Source organism: Vibrio aphrogenes, assembly GCF_002157735.2.
Taxonomy (GTDB): domain Bacteria; phylum Pseudomonadota; class Gammaproteobacteria; order Enterobacterales; family Vibrionaceae; genus Vibrio; species Vibrio aphrogenes.
Window position 1 is genome coordinate 193,487 of the sequence record NZ_AP018689.1, and the last position, 15,811, is coordinate 209,297.

Here is a 15,811-nt window from a genome sequence, read left to right on the forward strand (position 1 = left end):
AGTAGAATGAGGGTAACGAACGTGATAAAGAAACCATGTGGTCAACTTTGTCGCTCATCATGGTCATTTAATAGGTAGCAAAGATGTCTTTCGAAGTATTAGAACAGCTAGAAGCAAAAATCCAAACCGCAGTGGATACCATTGCATTATTGCAAATGGAAGTGGAAGAGCTTAAAGAAAAAAATGAGCAATTGGCTTCTGAAGCCGGTCAACTACGTGAAGGCCGTGCGGAATTAGAGCAACAAACTCAAGCGATGCGTCAAGAACAACAAGCATGGCAAGAGCGTGTCCGTAACCTGCTTGGTAAAATGGACGATGTAGAATAAGCCAGACATCTTAATGTCGCGTTTATTGAATAAAAAAAACAGAGCCTTTGCGCTCTGTTTTTTTATGATCAGTCTTGTGCTTAACCAACAAGAACAATAAAGAATTAATCTTCTAATGGCTCAAGCTCGTCATCGTCAAGATCGAGTTCAATATCCAGAGGTTCTTGAGAAATGATCACACCGGTATTATCGGCGTATAAAAAATCTTCTGGAAGGAAAGTGACGCCACCAAAGTTGACGGGTACATCCACTTCACCAATGTTATTTTGAGTAGCGCCGACAGGAATGGAAGCTATTGCTTGAATGCCAATTTCCATTTCTTCTAAATCATCAATTTCACGGACACAACCGTAAACAACCAACCCTTCCCAGTCATTCTCTTCTGCTAATGCTGCAATTTCAGCATCAATAAGAGCACGACGTAATGAGCCACCACCATCAATTAATAACACTCGACCCGCTCCGTCTTCTTGTAAGATGGTGCGAATAATGCCGTTATCTTCAAAGCATTTTACTGTGGTTAATTGCCCCGAAAATGAGGTTAAACCGCCAAAGTTGCTAAACATAGGCTCAACAACATCAACTTGATCTTGGTAAATATCACACAGTGCAGAGGTATTGTATTCCATAGTGGTTTCTCTTTGCTTTCAGGGGATGGTTACGAGTATATCCGCTCAGGGTGGCTTTGCAATGACAAAGGACATTTTCCTGAACAGACTTTGATTTCAACACGTCTTTAGGTTAACGGTTTGATTCACTTCAAAAACCAACCATCCATGGTCGTTGGTTTTTGAAGTGAGTTGGTCATTTTGTTGAAGCGAGTGAGGAGGGAGCTTATTGTTGGGCTAAAACGACAGTCACAGCGAAAATAATATTGGTAATAAAGGCGCATTTCACCATATCAGGTAGCATAGGAATAAACTGTTTTGATTGCTGAACTTTCCAGATCGTCACACCGTGTTTAGTCACAAATATCAACGGGATAAGCATGGAGAGATTGAGCCAAAATGGCTGTACATGCATCAATAAGTAGCCCGTCATGGTGAGCCAACCTAACGCTAATAATCCGAGGTGGTAGCATTTGGCTCTGGCTATTCCGATGCGAACCACTAGAGTGCGCTTGTTGCTGACAGTATCGTTTTCCACATCACGCATATTGTTGATATTGAGAACGCCCATGGAAAATAAACCAGAACCAATAGCAGGCAATAAGAGTGAGGCGGTAATGGTTCCTGTATGTAAAAAGTAGGTGCCTAGAATCGCCAGCAATCCAAAAAAGATAAAGACCGAAATATCACCAAGACCGATGTAGCCATAAGGCTTGCTTCCCATGGTATAAGCAATCGAGCTGATAATCGACAAGAAACCTAAAATGATAAAGGCTGCAATACTGGTTGGAGTTTGTAGGGCATAAAATACTAACACCAATCCACTGATGACGATGAAGACGATGTTAATCGCAATGGCTTTTTTCATCGCTGATTGAGTAATGGCTCCTTGTTGCATGCCTCGAATTGGGCCGATCCGGTTTTCGTTATCGGTTCCTTGGACTGCATCGCCATAGTCGTTGGCTAGGTTCGATAAAATTTGCAGCAGAGTTGCGGTCAATAAAGCCAACAAAGAAATTGCATAAGAAAAGTGGTGGTCGGCATACGCAAGGCTACTACCGGTGGCAATCGCGGCAATGGCAAGCAATAAAGTTTTTGGTCTAGCGGCATCAAGCCAGATAGCTAAGGATGATTTCATATAATTATACAGTTAGGGCGAATAAACTAAGAAAGTATAGCAAGGGACGTACACCTGATATACCGGAAAGTAAAAAGCTCGCATGAGGGCGAGCTTTTATATTATATCGAATAATGAGGGGTATCTTACAAGATAAAGCGGCTTAAATCTTCATCAGCGACAAATTCACCTAAACGTTGTTTCACGTAATCGCCGTCAATAGCCACCTTCATTCCAGGATTATCTGTTGCATCAAAGGAAATTTCATCCATTAATCGTTCCATGACGGTATGTAAGCGACGTGCTCCAATATTTTCGGTGGTTTCATTGACCTGCCAAGCGGCTTCAGCAATTTGCGTGATGCCTTCTTCGGTAAATTCAATATCGACATTTTCTGTGGCCATCAAGGCACGATATTGCTCGGTTAACGAGGCATGAGGTTCAGTCAAAATACGTTTAAAGTCATGGCTGCTTAAGGCTTCTAACTCAACACGAATCGGCAAACGGCCTTGTAATTCAGGGATCAGATCCGATGGACGAGCCACTTGGAAAGCTCCCGATGCCACAAATAAAATGTGGTCGGTGCGCACCATACCGTGTTTGGTTGAGACTGTGCTTCCTTCGACTAAGGGCAGTAAATCACGTTGTACCCCTTCACGAGACACATCGCCACCACCGGTTTGGTCTGCACGTTTACAAATTTTATCGATTTCATCAATGAAGACAATGCCGTTGTTCTCGACATTAAAGATCGCTTGCTCTTTAAGGTCTTCTTGATTGACCAGTTTTGCTGCTTCTTCTTCCGTTAACGCTTTGAAAGCATCTTTGATTTTCATCTTACGGCTTTTTTTCGTATCTCCTGCGAGGTTTTGGAACATACCTTGCAGTTGATTCGTCATCTCTTCCATACCTGGAGGCGCCATGATTTCAACCCCCATTTGCGGCGCAGCAACATCGACTTCAATTTCTTTATCGTCTAATTGGCCTTCACGTAATTTTTTACGGAAGACTTGGCGAGTGTGAGAGCTGCTCTCCGAAGTTTTTTCGTCTTGTCCCCAGCCTTCACGTGGTGGTGGAAGTAAGGCATCTAAAATACGCTCTTCGGCTTGTTCTTCTGCGCGGTATTTTACTTTTTCCATTTCTTGTTGATGTGTCAGTTTGACGGAAACATCAGTCAGATCACGGATGATAGATTCGACTTCTTTACCGACATAGCCCACTTCAGTGAATTTAGTCGCTTCGACTTTAATGAAAGGGGCGTTGGCTAATTTGGCTAAACGACGGGCAATTTCTGTTTTACCCACACCGGTTGGACCGATCATTAAAATATTTTTTGGAGTCACTTCTGCGCGCAGAGCTTCGTCTAATTGCATGCGACGCCAGCGGTTACGTAGGGCAATAGCCACGGCACGTTTCGCTTTATCTTGGCCAATGATGTGTTGGTTGAGTTCATGAACAATTTCACGAGGTGTCATTTCAGACATAACGTTATCCTTTTACCTGATTCAAGGTGCGCACTGCAAGTTGCTGTGCGCATGGTCAATGATGAATGAGTCTTGGGCTTGAAAGCGAAATGCAAAGCTCACATCACTGAAAGATGAATATTAAAGTTCTTCGATAGTGTGGTGATGGTTCGTGAAGACACAAATATCACCTGCGATAGTCAGTGCTTTTTCAGCAATGTCTCGCGCTTCTAAATCGGTGTTTTCCAAGAGAGCGATGGCCGCCGCTTGAGCAAAGTTGCCACCAGAACCGATCGCAATCAGATCGCGTTCAGGCTGAACTACGTCACCATTACCAGTAATGATTAATGATGCGGTTTCATCGGCTACTGCCAATAAAGCTTCCAACTTGCGTAAGGCACGATCGCTGCGCCATTCTTTAGCTAGCTCTACCGCAGCCTTAGTTAAGTGACCTTGATGCATTTCCAGTTTGCGCTCAAAGCGTTCGAAAAGCGTAAACGCATCCGCAGTACCGCCAGCAAAACCAGCTAATACTTTGTCGTTATATAAACGGCGGACCTTCTTGGCATTGCCTTTCATGACGGTGTTGCCTAAAGAAACTTGGCCATCACCTGCGATGACGACTTTATTATTGCGGCGTACAGATACAATCGTAGTCACGAGAAACCTCTTAGTTATTCTGCTGTTTTAACTGATATGAGGTTAGGACAAAAAGAATTCAAGAGAAAGGGGAATAAAATGTCGAGGAGTCGTTAAGAAGATAGGAAGCTTTTAAGGAAAGTATTTGCTGCTCACAAAGCAGAATCGAGATGCGAGAACGCTGCGCTCGGGATCCGAAAAGAATGCTTGACATTAGGTAGTCTCGCCACATAATCCTCTCGGCTCTCGGCTCTCGGCTCTCGGCTCTCGGCTCTCGGCTCTCGGCTCTCGGCTCTCGGCTCTCGGCTCTCGGCTCTCGGCTCTCGGCTCTCGGCTCTCGGCTCTCGGCTCTCGGCTCTCGGCTCTCGGCTCTCGGCTCTCGGCTCTCGGCTCTCGGCTCTCGGCTCTCGGCTCTCGGCTCTCGGCTCTCGGCTCTCGGCTCTCGGCTCTCGGCTCTCGGCTCTCGGCTTTACCGCAACGTATCTTTCATGATGATACAAGGTTCAATTTTGGCACGTTGCAATACGTGTTGTTCTTTCACCGCATCTCGTTTAAAGGTATATGGGCCTAAAATAATGCGATACCAACTGCTGCCTTCTAGTTTCACCACTTTGCTGCTCAAGCCTTGGAAAGCAATATTGGCTTTGCGTTGCTCTGCTTGAGAAGGGGTTTTATAAGCACCACATTGCATAATGTATGGAATTTTAGGGATCTCCACTTCTTTGGCTTGCACTTCGATTTCTCGTTTCGGCAAGGTTTCCATGTAATCCCATTTTTCTTGTGGTGGTGGTGGCAGTGATTCGGCCGGTTTTGATTTTTCCGGAACGGCAATCGGGACGGTGTTATTGTCTAATACCGTGGGTTCTGGGTCGTTATTGAGCTTTGACAGGAGGGCAATTAACCCAGCTAACAAGATAACGGCAATGATCGCGGCTTTCCAAGGAATAGCACGAGAGGCAGGCTTCTTTTTCGATGCCGATCTTTTGGGGGTTCTATTGCCATTTTTCTTGTTAGAAGTTGGATTTTTTCTTACGTAATCTCGATTTGCCACGGCGGTGTTGTTACTCAATGGAATAAAAAAGGACTTCTATGTTAAAGCAGTTTTTTGAGCAATACCATATTTTTAAAGGGATGAATAGCGGTCGTTGAACAGGATAAAAACGTCCGCTATTTGAACCCGTTAATCGGCAGTTTATGCTGCGTTTGTTATTTAAGGTTTCGTAATTGAGCGCCTTGGTTAACGTCTCGGTGGCGCTGCACTATTTCGGATCACTAAGTTAGCTTCAAGCAGTCGCGAACCTGCGCGTACTTCTCGGCCTTTGAGAGTCTCTAATAACATCAACATCGATTGGCGACCGATCTCATAACGGGGTTGCGCAATAGTGGTGAGCGGCGGATCGCAATATTGTGAAAATTGAATGTCATCAAAACCTACAATCGAGAGGTCTTGCGGCACTTTAAAGCCCAGTTTTTTCGCTTGTTGAATTGCCCCGATGGCCATGCAGTCGTTATGGCAAAAAATAGCAGTAGGTGGTTCGGCGAGCGTCAAGAGTTTGTTGGCTGCGATAACCCCTGATTCTAACGTAAAATCCCCATAGGCTTGATAAGTGGGGTGCATATCAATACCCGCGCGGCGTAAGGCTTGCTGATAACCTTGGTGACGAAATTGACATAAAGGAGCTTCAACAGGGCCCGACATTTCGGCAATCCGTTTGTGACCCATTTGAGTTAAGTAATTAACCACATCAAAAGCGGCGGTCAGATTATCGATATGCACGGTAGGCAATTCTAATTCTGGCGCGTATTCACAGGCCATGACCAAAGGAGGAAGGTTTTTTTGTTCAGGCTTACTCACGTCGAATGGTACATCGGCCCCTAGTAACAGCATGCCATCAGCTTGTTTGGTGAATACCAGATTGACAAAAGTGCTCTCACGCTTGAGTTGTTGATTGCTATCGCCCAATAAGACTAAATAATTGTGCTCGGCTGCCGTATCTTCAATGCCGCGAATGATTTCACTGAAATAAGGATCACATCTAATTCTGGCGCGTATTCACAGGCCATGACCAAAGGAGGAAGGTTTTTTTGTTCAGGCTTACTCACGTCGAATGGTACATCGGCCCCTAGTAACAGCATGCCATCAGCTTGTTTGGTGAATACCAGATTGACAAAAGTGCTCTCACGCTTGAGTTGTTGATTGCTATCGCCCAATAAGACTAAATAATTGTGCTCGGCTGCCGTATCTTCAATGCCGCGAATGATTTCACTGAAATAAGGATCACAGATATCCGGGACAATGACGATGATGGTTTTAGATTCATTTCTTCTTAAATTACGAGCTAAAGAATTGGGAGCGTAGCCGGATTCAAGTACGGCATCTTCCACGCGTTTACGTGTTGCACTGGAGACTTTTTCTGGATTCATCAGCGCACGGGAAACCGTTGCTGTTGACACTCCAGCGAGTTGGGCAACCTCCTTCATTGTCGCCATAAGTATTCCTCTCTATTTACTTTCCTACCCAAATGGGCAAATAAAAAAGCTTATTGATGAAATAAGCAAAAAAGAAAGATGTGGTCGCTTAGGTTCCGTGAATTAGAACCGGTTGGACTCACCTTAATTTAGGGCAATCACATCAAGCCAGTTAGGATGATGGTATCGATAACGACTGCTATACCCAAAATACGCCAAGGTATTATGTTATGAGGATATTTTATGTCCTTAATTTGATACTGAATAGCATTAGGTTAACAAATCCTACATGCTTTAAGTGATATGCGTCACATAGCAAGTTTTTGATTTATAGGCTTTATTGATTTAAGAGGGTATGCCCATGTTTAAACTAAGGTTAAAGACAAAAATAATAAGAAGATTCTTATCAATAATAGCCGACTTAGCTCAAGGTTAGACGACTAACTTAAATCTTGCGGCTCAACATCGAGGTTCCAACGAACTTTTTTGGCTAAAGGTAAAAGTTGAATGGCGGTTTTAGATGACAGTAATAGGCGTTGCATTTGACTACGAGTGCTTACTTGTAACATTAATTGCCAACGGAATTTGCCCGCTCTTTTGGCTAAAGGAGCCGGCATTGGGCCAAGTACTAAACATTGCTCATCGAATAAAGGGTGCGCCTCTAAGGTATAGCGAACCTGGCGTAAGAAGGCTTCAACATTGTCATTGTGGTTAGCTTCTGCACGGAAAAGGGTCAAAAAGCTGTACGGAGGTAACTGAGCCATTTTGCGTTCTGCTAAAGCGGTTTGAGCAAAGTGCTGATAATTTTTATGTAGCAAAGATTGTAATAGTGCGTGCTCGGGATGATGGGTTTGCAATAGCACTTCACCGGGTTTACTAGCGCGACCGGCACGTCCTGCCACTTGAATAAATAATTGGGCTAATCGTTCTGAAGCGCGAAAATCACTGCTATAAAGAGAACCATCGACATCTAAGAGCCCGACTAAGGTGACATTCGGAAAGTGGTGACCTTTCGCCAGCATTTGTGTGCCGATCAGAATTTGATATTCACCTGAGCGGATCGATTCTAATGCACTTTCTAAGCTGCCTTTACGACGAGTACTGTCCCGATCAATACGAATGGTTTTAAATTCAGGAAACAAGATCTCTAATTGTTTTTCTAACTGTTCGGTTCCTACTCCTACCGAAACCAGTTGAGTGGAGCCACAACCTTGGCATTGCTGAATTACCGGGCGTTGTGAACCACAATGATGGCAACGAATTTCTTGGTTCCCTTGATGATAGGTGTAATAGGCATCGCAGCGTTTGCATTCCGCGATCCAGCCACATTCATGACACATCAGTGCCGGAGAAAATCCACGGCGATTCAAAAAGAGCATCACCTGATTACCAGCATTTAAGTGACGGCGCATTTGTGCAATTAAAGGGGCGGATAACCCTCCTTCTAAATACAATCCTTTAATATCTAAGACATGATGTTTGGCTGCACTAGCATTACCCGCGCGTTGAGTTAGGCTGAGGTAATGGTATTTGCCACTTTGAGCATTGTGTAAGCTTTCTAACGCTGGCGTTGCTGAGCCTAACACCACCGGAATGTTTTCTTTATGGCCACGCATCACCGCCACATCACGAGCATGATAACGTAAACTATCTTGTTGTTTGTAGGAGGCGTCGTGTTCTTCATCTACGATGATAATGCCGAGATCAGCAAATGGCGTAAATAAGGATGAGCGAGTTCCAATAATAATACCGGCTTGACGTTCACGGGCGGCCAACCAAGCATTAAGCCTTTCGCTGTCATTTAAGCCTGAGTGCATCACTTCAATGGGAACATGAAAGCGGCGCTTAAATCGATTGATGGTTTGTGGGGTTAACCCAATTTCAGGTACTAACACCAAGGCTTGCTTGCCAGCGGCTAAGACTGGCTTGATTAAGTTTAAGTACACTTCGGTTTTACCAGAACCGGTCACACCGTCAATCAAATAACAGCCAAATCCTGATGCTTGATTGATGGTGGCAACTGCAATGGCTTGCTCGGCATTGAGTTGGGGTTTGTGTTGCTCATTTTCGATCAGGTTAGGCCACACAGTTTTTGCCGGTTGAGTATGTTTCATTTCAATCCAGCCTTTTTGCTGCAGCGCTTTTAAAGTGGCACTGCTAATGCCTTCATCGATCATTGCTTGATGAGGTAAAGAGGAAGACTCCAGCAAACGCACCACTTTTTCTTGTTGGTGCGCACGGCCAAATCCTTGGATTAATTTGTTTTTACCTGCTTCGGTAAGGTGCCAGGTTTTTAAGCTGGTAAAGTCCGCAGTTTTGCCTTTTTTTAATAAAGCCGGTAAGGCCATCGCCAAGGTTTCTCCAAGAGGGTATTGGTAAAACTGGCTGCACCATTGCAATAATTGATACAGCGGCGCCGGCCAAATCGGATGGGTATCGAGACTGGCTTTGATGGGTTTAAGTTGCTCTCGCGGAAAGTCTGAATGATCGACTATATTAATGACAATCCCAACCAGAGTTTGCCGCCCAAAAGGGACAGAGACACGGCCGCCAATAACCGGAAAAAGGTAATTAGGGATGAGATAATCGAAGCACTTATCTAAAGGAACCGGTAAGGCAACTTGAGCAATATTGGGCTGCATAAGCGAAGAGTGGGTCCTGTTTGCCGTGATAAAACCAATGGAAGGGTATGATAAAACAGCCCATATTGATATAAAACTGAAATATTGTAGAAAAAGAGAGCAAATGAGTTGATCGAAACCAGAGTATTCTCTATTATACTGCGCCTCTAACGATGTATATATCTACATCATTTTTTAGTAACTACGTATGGTGTCTGACCGCTCTTGTAGGTAACTCTTACAAGGGGATGATTCAGATAGCGATACGGACCAATAAAAGGTTTGTCCTATGAAAACTGGTATCCACCCAGAATACAAAGCTGTTAGCGCTAACTGCTCTTGTGGTAACACTTTTGAGTTCAACACAACTCTAGACAAAGAGTCAATCCACCTAGACGTATGTGACAAATGTCACCCATTCTACACTGGTAAGCAACGTATCGTAGATACAGGCGGCCGTGTTGATCGCTTCAACAAACGTTTTGGTGCACTTAGCAGCAAAAAATAATCGATCACTAAAACACTTTAGTGTGAGACCGAATTGGAAAGGGATGCTTAGGCGTCCCTTTTTTCTTATCTAAAATGCGCGACATTAACTACCAAGTTTTAATTTGATCCATTAAGATTGACACTTATCCCTCCGTATACATTTTAGGACTACAGCATAATGTCAGATGATCAGCAGCAAGATGACTTTCGTCAAAGAGCACTTAACTACCACGCTCAACCTACCGCCGGCAAAATCGCTATTGCTTTAACAAAGCCTGCCGATACCGCAGAAGACCTCGCCCTCGCTTATAGCCCAGGGGTAGCAGAACCGGTTCGTGAAATTGCCCTGAATCCTGATAATGCTTATAAGTACACTGCGAAAGGCAATACCGTTGCAGTGATCTCAAATGGTACGGCGATTTTAGGTTTAGGTAATTTAGGCCCCTTAGCCTCTAAGCCTGTAATGGAAGGTAAAGCGCTATTGTTCAAGCGTTTTGCCAATCTTGATTCAATTGATATTCAAGTAAAACATCGCACCATTGATGAATTTATTGATACGGTTGCCAATATTGCCGACACTTTTGGCGGTATTAATCTAGAAGATATTAAAGCTCCTGATTGTTTTGAAATTGAACGTCAGTTGATTGAACGTTGTGACATACCAGTTTTCCATGATGACCAGCATGGTACCGCTATCGTAACGGCAGCAGGTATGTTAAATGCCATTGAGTTACAAGGTAAAAAACTATCAGAATGTAAAATTGTTTGCTTAGGTGCTGGGGCGGCTGCGGTCGCTTGTATGGAGCTCTTGATCAAATGCGGCGCCTTACGTGAAAAGATTTATATGCTCGATCGTAAAGGCGTGATTCATACTCGTCGTGATGACTTGAACGAATACAAACAATTATTTGCCAATAATACGGATATGCGTACCTTAGAAGATGTGATTGAAGGTGCTGATTTATTCTTAGGTGTGTCAGGTCCAAATCTATTACCAGCTGAAGCGCTTGCCTTGATGGCGGATAAGCCGGTTGTTTTTGCTTGCTCTAACCCTGATCCTGAAATCAAACCTGAAATCGCGACCAAAGTGCGTAATGACTTGATCATGGGAACAGGGCGCAGCGATTATCCAAACCAAGTGAACAATGTGATTTGTTTCCCATTCATTTTCCGTGGAGCATTGGATGTGCGTGCCAGTGAAATTAATGATGAAATGAAGCTGGCTGCAGTTGAAGCGATTCGTCAACTAGCAAAACAAGAGGTTCCGGCGGAAGTATTAAAAGCAGCTGGCGTCGATCATCTAGAATTTGGCCCAGATTACATCATTCCAAAACCAATGGACCCACGTTTGCTCTCTGAAGTTGCGGGTGCTGTGGCTCGTGCCGCGGTTGAATCTGGCGTAGCACGTATTGAGTTGCCGGAAGAGTATAAGCGATAACGGAGCTCGAATTTCGTTTCTCGTTATTCGAAAAAGCAAAAGCCAGAACGTTGATTCGTTCTGGCTTTTTATTATGAGTAACTAAAAATTTATAGTGGTGAATTAAAACGAGAAAGAATATTCGAGAAACGAGCCACGAATATGCGAGACACGTTTTTAATCATCAAAATTTTCGAATTCAATCCCCATTTCCGTCATTAAACGTTTTACTTCCGTTGGGATATCATCAGGGCGGTCTTTACGTAGATCTTCATCTGTTGGTAAAGGTTGGCCGGTATAAGCATGCAAGAAGGCTTCACATAGCAACTCACTGTTGGTTGCGTGGCGTAAGTTATTGACCTGACGGCGAGTGCGTTCATCGGTCAAAATCTTCAGTACTTTTAAGGGAATTGAAACAGTGATTTTTTTGACTTGTTCACTTTTTTTTCCATGCTCTGCATACGGGCTAATGTATTCACCATTCCAATCTGCCATCACACACCTTCGTTATTGATTATTTAAAATTTGTGGCTGTGGGTAATTTTAGGTGCATTTACCGCCAAAAGTAAAGACACTTAGATGGCTAGAAGTCTTGACGTCCTGCTTTGGCAGCGATAAAGTTAACCTCTCTTTAGACACTGTGAGCCTGTAGAGTCAAATGATCGTAGACATCTTCATCGTCAGTGATGACTTATGCCTTGATTGATATGATTATTTTAAGAAATTCCCTAGGCAAAAATAGCGCTTTAATAGTATTTAAGTATAGTGTCTATATACATTGATTGAGCACGTAACGTAAGGAATACACCAATGAGTTCAAGAAAGCCCGCGACTGTCGCTGTTCGAACCGGAATTGAATCTGATAGCCAATTTCATGCCGTCGTTCCGCCAATTTACCTTTCGACCAATTATGGCTTTCCTGCTTTTGGTGAAGTGCCTCAATATGATTATACTCGCTCTGGTAACCCCAATCGTGGTTTGCTAGAACAAGCTCTGTCTGAATTAGAACAAGGCGCTGGTGCGGTTATTACTAATTGTGGCACTTCCGCTTTGAACTTATGGGTTTCGGCCTTTATCGGCCCCGATGACTTAATCATCGCTCCCCATGATTGTTATGGTGGGACTTACCGCTTGTTTAATACTCGGGCCCAAAAAGGAGATTTTAAGGTTCAGTTTGTTGATCAATCCAATCAAGCGGAATTTGATGCGGCGCTCGCTAACAAGCCGAAGTTAATCTTATTAGAAACCCCTTCCAATCCTTTAGTGCGAGTGGTGGATATCGCACAAGCTTGCGCAAAAGCCAAGCAAGTGGGCGCATTAGTGGCCGTAGATAACACCTTCTTGACACCGGTGTACCAAAAACCGTTAACCTTAGGGGCAGACTTTGTGGTGCATTCGACCACCAAGTACATTAATGGTCATTCCGATGTGATTGGTGGCGTCATCATTGCAAAAGAAGCCGAGCATGCTGAAACATTAGCCTGGTGGGGAAATTGCATTGGGGCAACGGGCACACCGTTTGATAGTTATATGACGCTTCGTGGCCTGAGAACCTTGCCAGCCCGGATGCGTGTTCATGAAGAAAGCGCCCAAACTTTACTGGCTTATCTTCAACAACAGCCTTTAGTAGGGACGATTTACCATCCGAGTTTACCGCAGCATCCTGGGCATGATATCGCCAAAGCTCAGCAAAGTGGTTTCGGCTCCATGCTCAGTTTTGAAATCAATGGCAGCATGGAACAACTCAAGACCTTCGTGGGTCAGTTACAACTATTTTCTCTAGCGGAGTCGTTAGGTGGAGTAGAAAGCTTAATGTGTCACCCTGCATCAATGACTCATCGAGCTATGTCAGATGAAGCACAAGCAGAAGCGGGGATTTCGCCGCTATTATTGCGTGTTTCTGTTGGATTAGAGGACAGTCAGGATTTAATCGCTGATTTAGAGCAAGCTTTCAAAAAAGCACAAGAGGTAGCGTAAATGACATCTGCTCGTCAGTTACACAAATTTGGTGGTAGTAGTTTGGCCAACCCAGAGTGCTACAAACGAGTCGCCAACATTTTAAAAGAATATTCATCTCCAGCCGATATTATCGTCGTCTCTGCGGCAGGCAGTACTACTAACCGTTTGATCGATTGGATCAGTGCGTTAGAAAAAGATGGTCGTATTGCACATGAAGTTTTACAGCAATTACGCCAGTTTCAAATTGGCTTGGTGGAAGAACTATTACCAGAAGAAAAAGCTCAGCCTTTGTTGGACTTATTGGTCGCAGAATTTACCGCATTAAGTGATATTCATGGTCCGATCAATGACGTTATGCGTGCGAGTATTTTAGGTCATGGTGAAGTCTGGTCATCTCGTTTATTAGCGGCGTTATTATGCCATTTAGATATGGAAGCGGCACAACTGGATTCTCGTGATTTTTTACGTGCAGAGCGAGGCGCACAGCCTGAAGTCGACCGCGGCCGTTCTTTACCATTATTAAAAGAAATTTTGGCGCAACATGGTAGTAAGCGTCGCCTAGTGATTACGGGTTTTATGGCGCGTAATGAAGTGGGCGAAACGGTCTTACTTGGGCGTAATGGTTCCGATTATTCGGCCACTGTGATTGGTGCACTAGCGGAAGCAAAACGCGTCACTATTTGGAGTGATGTGGCCGGAGTGTACAGCGCCGATCCACGTAAAGTCAGTGATGCTTGCTTATTGCCATTATTACGCTTAGATGAAGCCAGTGAATTGGCACGATTAGCCGCCCCAGTGTTGCATAGCCGTACATTGCAGCCGGTTGCACAAAGTGCCATGGATTTAAGCTTACGTTGTAGTTATCAACCTGAGTCTGGCTCGACACGCATCGAGCGCGTATTAGCTTCTGGGCGTGGTGCGAAAATCATTACTTCACTTGATGAAGTCTTACTCGTCCAAGTTAATTTTGGTTCAGGACATGATTTTGAGCGCCTAGAATCTGAATTATTGCGCACCTTAACTCGAGCTCAATTGCAGCCCTTGGCAACCTTATCTCAGCCAGACCAAGGCAGTGTGTCGTTGGCCTATACGGCAGAAATTGCCGCAGGAGCGTTAAGTTATCTGCAAGACACAGCCGTTGGCGCTGAAATCAAATTGCTGGAAGGCTACTCCATGGTCGCGGCAGTTGGCGCAGGCGTTTCTAATAATCCTAATCATTGTTATGGATTTTATCAGCAGCTTAAAAATGCCCCAGTTGAATTTATGTGCGAATCTGAATCCGGCTTAAGCTTGGTAGCGATTTTACGCAAAACCGATGTCGCTAAGCTGGTGGTCGGCATTCATAGCCAATTATTCCAAGCACAAAAACGTATCGCCATTGCTTTGTGTGGTAAAGGTAATATCGGCTCTAGTTGGTTGGAACTCTTTGCCGAGCAAAAATCAGAACTGGAAAAGCGTCGCGGCATGAGTTTTGATTTAGTGGCGGTGGTCGATAGTCAAACTTATTGGCTGGATTTAAAAGGCATCGATCCGACTCAAGCATTGACTCGTTTTAGCGATGAAGCCGTAGCAAATGATGGCAAAACTTGGTTACAGACACTAGCGCATCAAAGTGATTACCATGAAGTGGTGGTTATGGATGTGACGGCCAGTGAAGAGTTAGCAGGCCAATATGAACAGATTGCAGAGCTAGGGATGCATTTAATCTGTGCCAATAAAGTGGCTGGCTCAGCCTCCACTCAAGATTATCTACGCATCATGAATGCCTTTGAAAAAACTGGCCGTCATTGGTTGTATAACGCCACAGTTGGGGCTGGGTTGCCAGTCAACTACGCGATTCGTGACTTACGTAATAGTGGCGATCAAATCACGGCTGTTTCTGGTATTTTCTCAGGTACTCTATCTTGGCTATTCCAACAATTTGATGGCAGCATTCCTTTTCTTGAGCTGGTCGATCTAGCGTGGCAGCAAGGGTTAACCGAACCGGATCCTCGTTCGGATTTGGATGGTTCTGATGTGATGCGTAAATTAGTGATCGTGGCGCGAGAATCGGGATTAGAAATAGAGCCGGAAAACGTCAAGGTAGAAACGTTAGTGCCAGAAGAATTAAAAGATTTATCGATCGATGATTTTTTTGATAAAGGCAAAGTACTCAATGAGCTATTGTCAGAGCGTTTAGCTAAAGCACAGAAGCAAGATAAAGTGTTGCGCTATATCGCACGATTATCTCGTGACGGCAAAGCCACGGTTGGCGTTGAGGCCTTGTCACCTGAACATGCGTTAGCGAACTTATTACCGTGTGATAATGTTTTTGCTATCGAAAGTAAATGGTACAAAGATAATCCATTAGTGATTAAGGGGCCGGGGGCAGGGCGAGCTGTCACCGCCGGTGCCTTACAATCGGATTTAAATCGCCTCTCTAACTTGATATAACGCCAATCAATTGATGCCACTCTGCTTACCCTTCTGTGGTAACTGAGTGGCATTGTTGTATTTGAGAGCAACTCAACATTATCATGAAGAAAATTCATGTTTATAAGATTGACATTAGATCCTATTCAATACATTCTGTAGACATATAGACGTCTAAATGAAAGTGAGCGACAACCAGATAAGTCAAGGGTTGAGCCAAGGCGGGAATTAGTCGGACGAGGAAGCTCCGGCCGTATTTTATAATTTTAGGTAAGTGATTTTAGTGAGTGG

13 protein-coding genes and 1 pseudogene are annotated in these 15,811 nt (G+C 44.2%); 5 read left to right on the top strand and 9 right to left on the bottom strand.

Annotated elements, in window-relative coordinates:
- Nucleotides 1-83 precede the first annotated feature (83 nt).
- On the top strand, nucleotides 84-326 hold the full coding sequence (gene zapB, locus VCA1004_RS00915; RefSeq protein WP_086981990.1) for a cell division protein ZapB: 243 nt from the start codon (nucleotides 84-86) through the stop codon (nucleotides 324-326).
- A gap of 104 nt (nucleotides 327-430) precedes the next feature.
- Here zapB and rraA read toward each other — a convergent pair whose 3' ends face one another.
- The 8 genes and pseudogenes from rraA to priA form a co-directional block, all read right to left on the bottom strand.
- Nucleotides 431-955 (bottom strand): ribonuclease E activity regulator RraA, encoded by a 525-nt coding sequence (gene rraA / locus VCA1004_RS00920; RefSeq protein ID WP_086981991.1) that lies wholly within the window; start codon nucleotides 953-955, stop codon nucleotides 431-433.
- Nucleotides 956-1,160: 205 nt separating this feature from the next.
- The gene (locus VCA1004_RS00925) at nucleotides 1,161-2,072 is read right to left on the bottom strand and encodes a 1,4-dihydroxy-2-naphthoate polyprenyltransferase (protein WP_086981992.1); all 912 of its coding nucleotides are present in this window, start codon (nucleotides 2,070-2,072) and stop codon (nucleotides 1,161-1,163) included.
- 125 nt (nucleotides 2,073-2,197) lie between these two features.
- Complete coding sequence (gene hslU, locus VCA1004_RS00930; protein WP_086981993.1) at nucleotides 2,198-3,535, bottom strand: HslU--HslV peptidase ATPase subunit; 1,338 nt, start codon at nucleotides 3,533-3,535, stop codon at nucleotides 2,198-2,200.
- Nucleotides 3,536-3,655: 120 nt separating this feature from the next.
- Entirely contained in the window at nucleotides 3,656-4,174 is a 519-nt protein-coding gene (gene hslV / locus VCA1004_RS00935; protein WP_086981994.1) for an ATP-dependent protease subunit HslV, read from the bottom strand.
- Nucleotides 4,175-4,622: 448 nt separating this feature from the next.
- Nucleotides 4,623-5,204 (bottom strand): SPOR domain-containing protein, encoded by a 582-nt coding sequence (locus tag VCA1004_RS00945; RefSeq protein ID WP_086981995.1) that lies wholly within the window; start codon nucleotides 5,202-5,204, stop codon nucleotides 4,623-4,625.
- Between the two features lie 186 nt (nucleotides 5,205-5,390).
- Nucleotides 5,391-6,188: pseudogene (gene cytR / locus VCA1004_RS00950) on the bottom strand (DNA-binding transcriptional regulator CytR); the annotation flags it as partial.
- Complete coding sequence (locus tag VCA1004_RS15265; RefSeq protein WP_179949571.1) at nucleotides 6,122-6,643, bottom strand: LacI family DNA-binding transcriptional regulator; 522 nt, start codon at nucleotides 6,641-6,643, stop codon at nucleotides 6,122-6,124. The gene VCA1004_RS15265 and the pseudogene cytR, both read right to left, overlap by 67 nt.
- A gap of 419 nt (nucleotides 6,644-7,062) precedes the next feature.
- On the bottom strand, nucleotides 7,063-9,264 hold the full coding sequence (priA, locus tag VCA1004_RS00960; protein ID WP_086981996.1) for a primosomal protein N': 2,202 nt from the start codon (nucleotides 9,262-9,264) through the stop codon (nucleotides 7,063-7,065).
- A gap of 268 nt (nucleotides 9,265-9,532) precedes the next feature.
- Between priA and rpmE the strand changes: the two genes are divergently transcribed.
- Both rpmE and VCA1004_RS00970 read left to right on the top strand, forming a co-directional pair.
- Complete coding sequence (gene rpmE, locus VCA1004_RS00965) at nucleotides 9,533-9,751, top strand: 50S ribosomal protein L31 (RefSeq protein WP_086981997.1); 219 nt, start codon at nucleotides 9,533-9,535, stop codon at nucleotides 9,749-9,751.
- A 159-nt stretch (nucleotides 9,752-9,910) separates the two neighbouring features.
- A complete protein-coding gene (locus tag VCA1004_RS00970; RefSeq protein WP_086981998.1) occupies nucleotides 9,911-11,170 on the top strand; it encodes a malic enzyme-like NAD(P)-binding protein in 1,260 nt (419 codons plus the stop codon).
- Nucleotides 11,171-11,326: 156 nt separating this feature from the next.
- Here the strand turns inward: VCA1004_RS00970 and metJ are convergent, their stop codons facing one another.
- Entirely contained in the window at nucleotides 11,327-11,644 is a 318-nt protein-coding gene (metJ, locus tag VCA1004_RS00975; RefSeq protein WP_086981999.1) for a met regulon transcriptional regulator MetJ, read from the bottom strand.
- Between the two features lie 315 nt (nucleotides 11,645-11,959).
- Here metJ and VCA1004_RS00980 point away from each other — a divergent pair, with 315 nt between their 5' ends.
- Complete coding sequence (locus VCA1004_RS00980) at nucleotides 11,960-13,126, top strand: O-succinylhomoserine (thiol)-lyase (protein ID WP_086982000.1); 1,167 nt, start codon at nucleotides 11,960-11,962, stop codon at nucleotides 13,124-13,126.
- Complete coding sequence (locus tag VCA1004_RS00985) at nucleotides 13,127-15,541, top strand: bifunctional aspartate kinase/homoserine dehydrogenase II (protein WP_086982001.1); 2,415 nt, start codon at nucleotides 13,127-13,129, stop codon at nucleotides 15,539-15,541.
- Nucleotides 15,542-15,811 lie beyond the last annotated feature (270 nt).

Excerpts from the sequence above, each read along its gene's own strand:
- zapB (WP_086981990.1), top strand. The coding sequence starts at position 84 with ATGTCTTTCGAAGTATTAGAACAGCTAGAAGCAAAAATCCAAACCGCA.
- rraA (WP_086981991.1), bottom strand. The coding sequence starts at position 955 with ATGGAATACAATACCTCTGCACTGTGTGATATTTACCAAGATCAAGTT.
- VCA1004_RS00925 (WP_086981992.1), bottom strand. The coding sequence starts at position 2,072 with ATGAAATCATCCTTAGCTATCTGGCTTGATGCCGCTAGACCAAAAACT.
- hslU (WP_086981993.1), bottom strand. The coding sequence starts at position 3,535 with ATGTCTGAAATGACACCTCGTGAAATTGTTCATGAACTCAACCAACAC.
- VCA1004_RS15265 (WP_179949571.1), bottom strand. The coding sequence starts at position 6,643 with ATGGCGACAATGAAGGAGGTTGCCCAACTCGCTGGAGTGTCAACAGCA.
- priA (WP_086981996.1), bottom strand. The coding sequence starts at position 9,264 with ATGCAGCCCAATATTGCTCAAGTTGCCTTACCGGTTCCTTTAGATAAG.
- rpmE (WP_086981997.1), top strand. The coding sequence starts at position 9,533 with ATGAAAACTGGTATCCACCCAGAATACAAAGCTGTTAGCGCTAACTGC.
- VCA1004_RS00970 (WP_086981998.1), top strand. The coding sequence starts at position 9,911 with ATGTCAGATGATCAGCAGCAAGATGACTTTCGTCAAAGAGCACTTAAC.
- metJ (WP_086981999.1), bottom strand. The coding sequence starts at position 11,644 with ATGGCAGATTGGAATGGTGAATACATTAGCCCGTATGCAGAGCATGGA.
- VCA1004_RS00980 (WP_086982000.1), top strand. The coding sequence starts at position 11,960 with ATGAGTTCAAGAAAGCCCGCGACTGTCGCTGTTCGAACCGGAATTGAA.
- VCA1004_RS00985 (WP_086982001.1), top strand. The coding sequence starts at position 13,127 with ATGACATCTGCTCGTCAGTTACACAAATTTGGTGGTAGTAGTTTGGCC.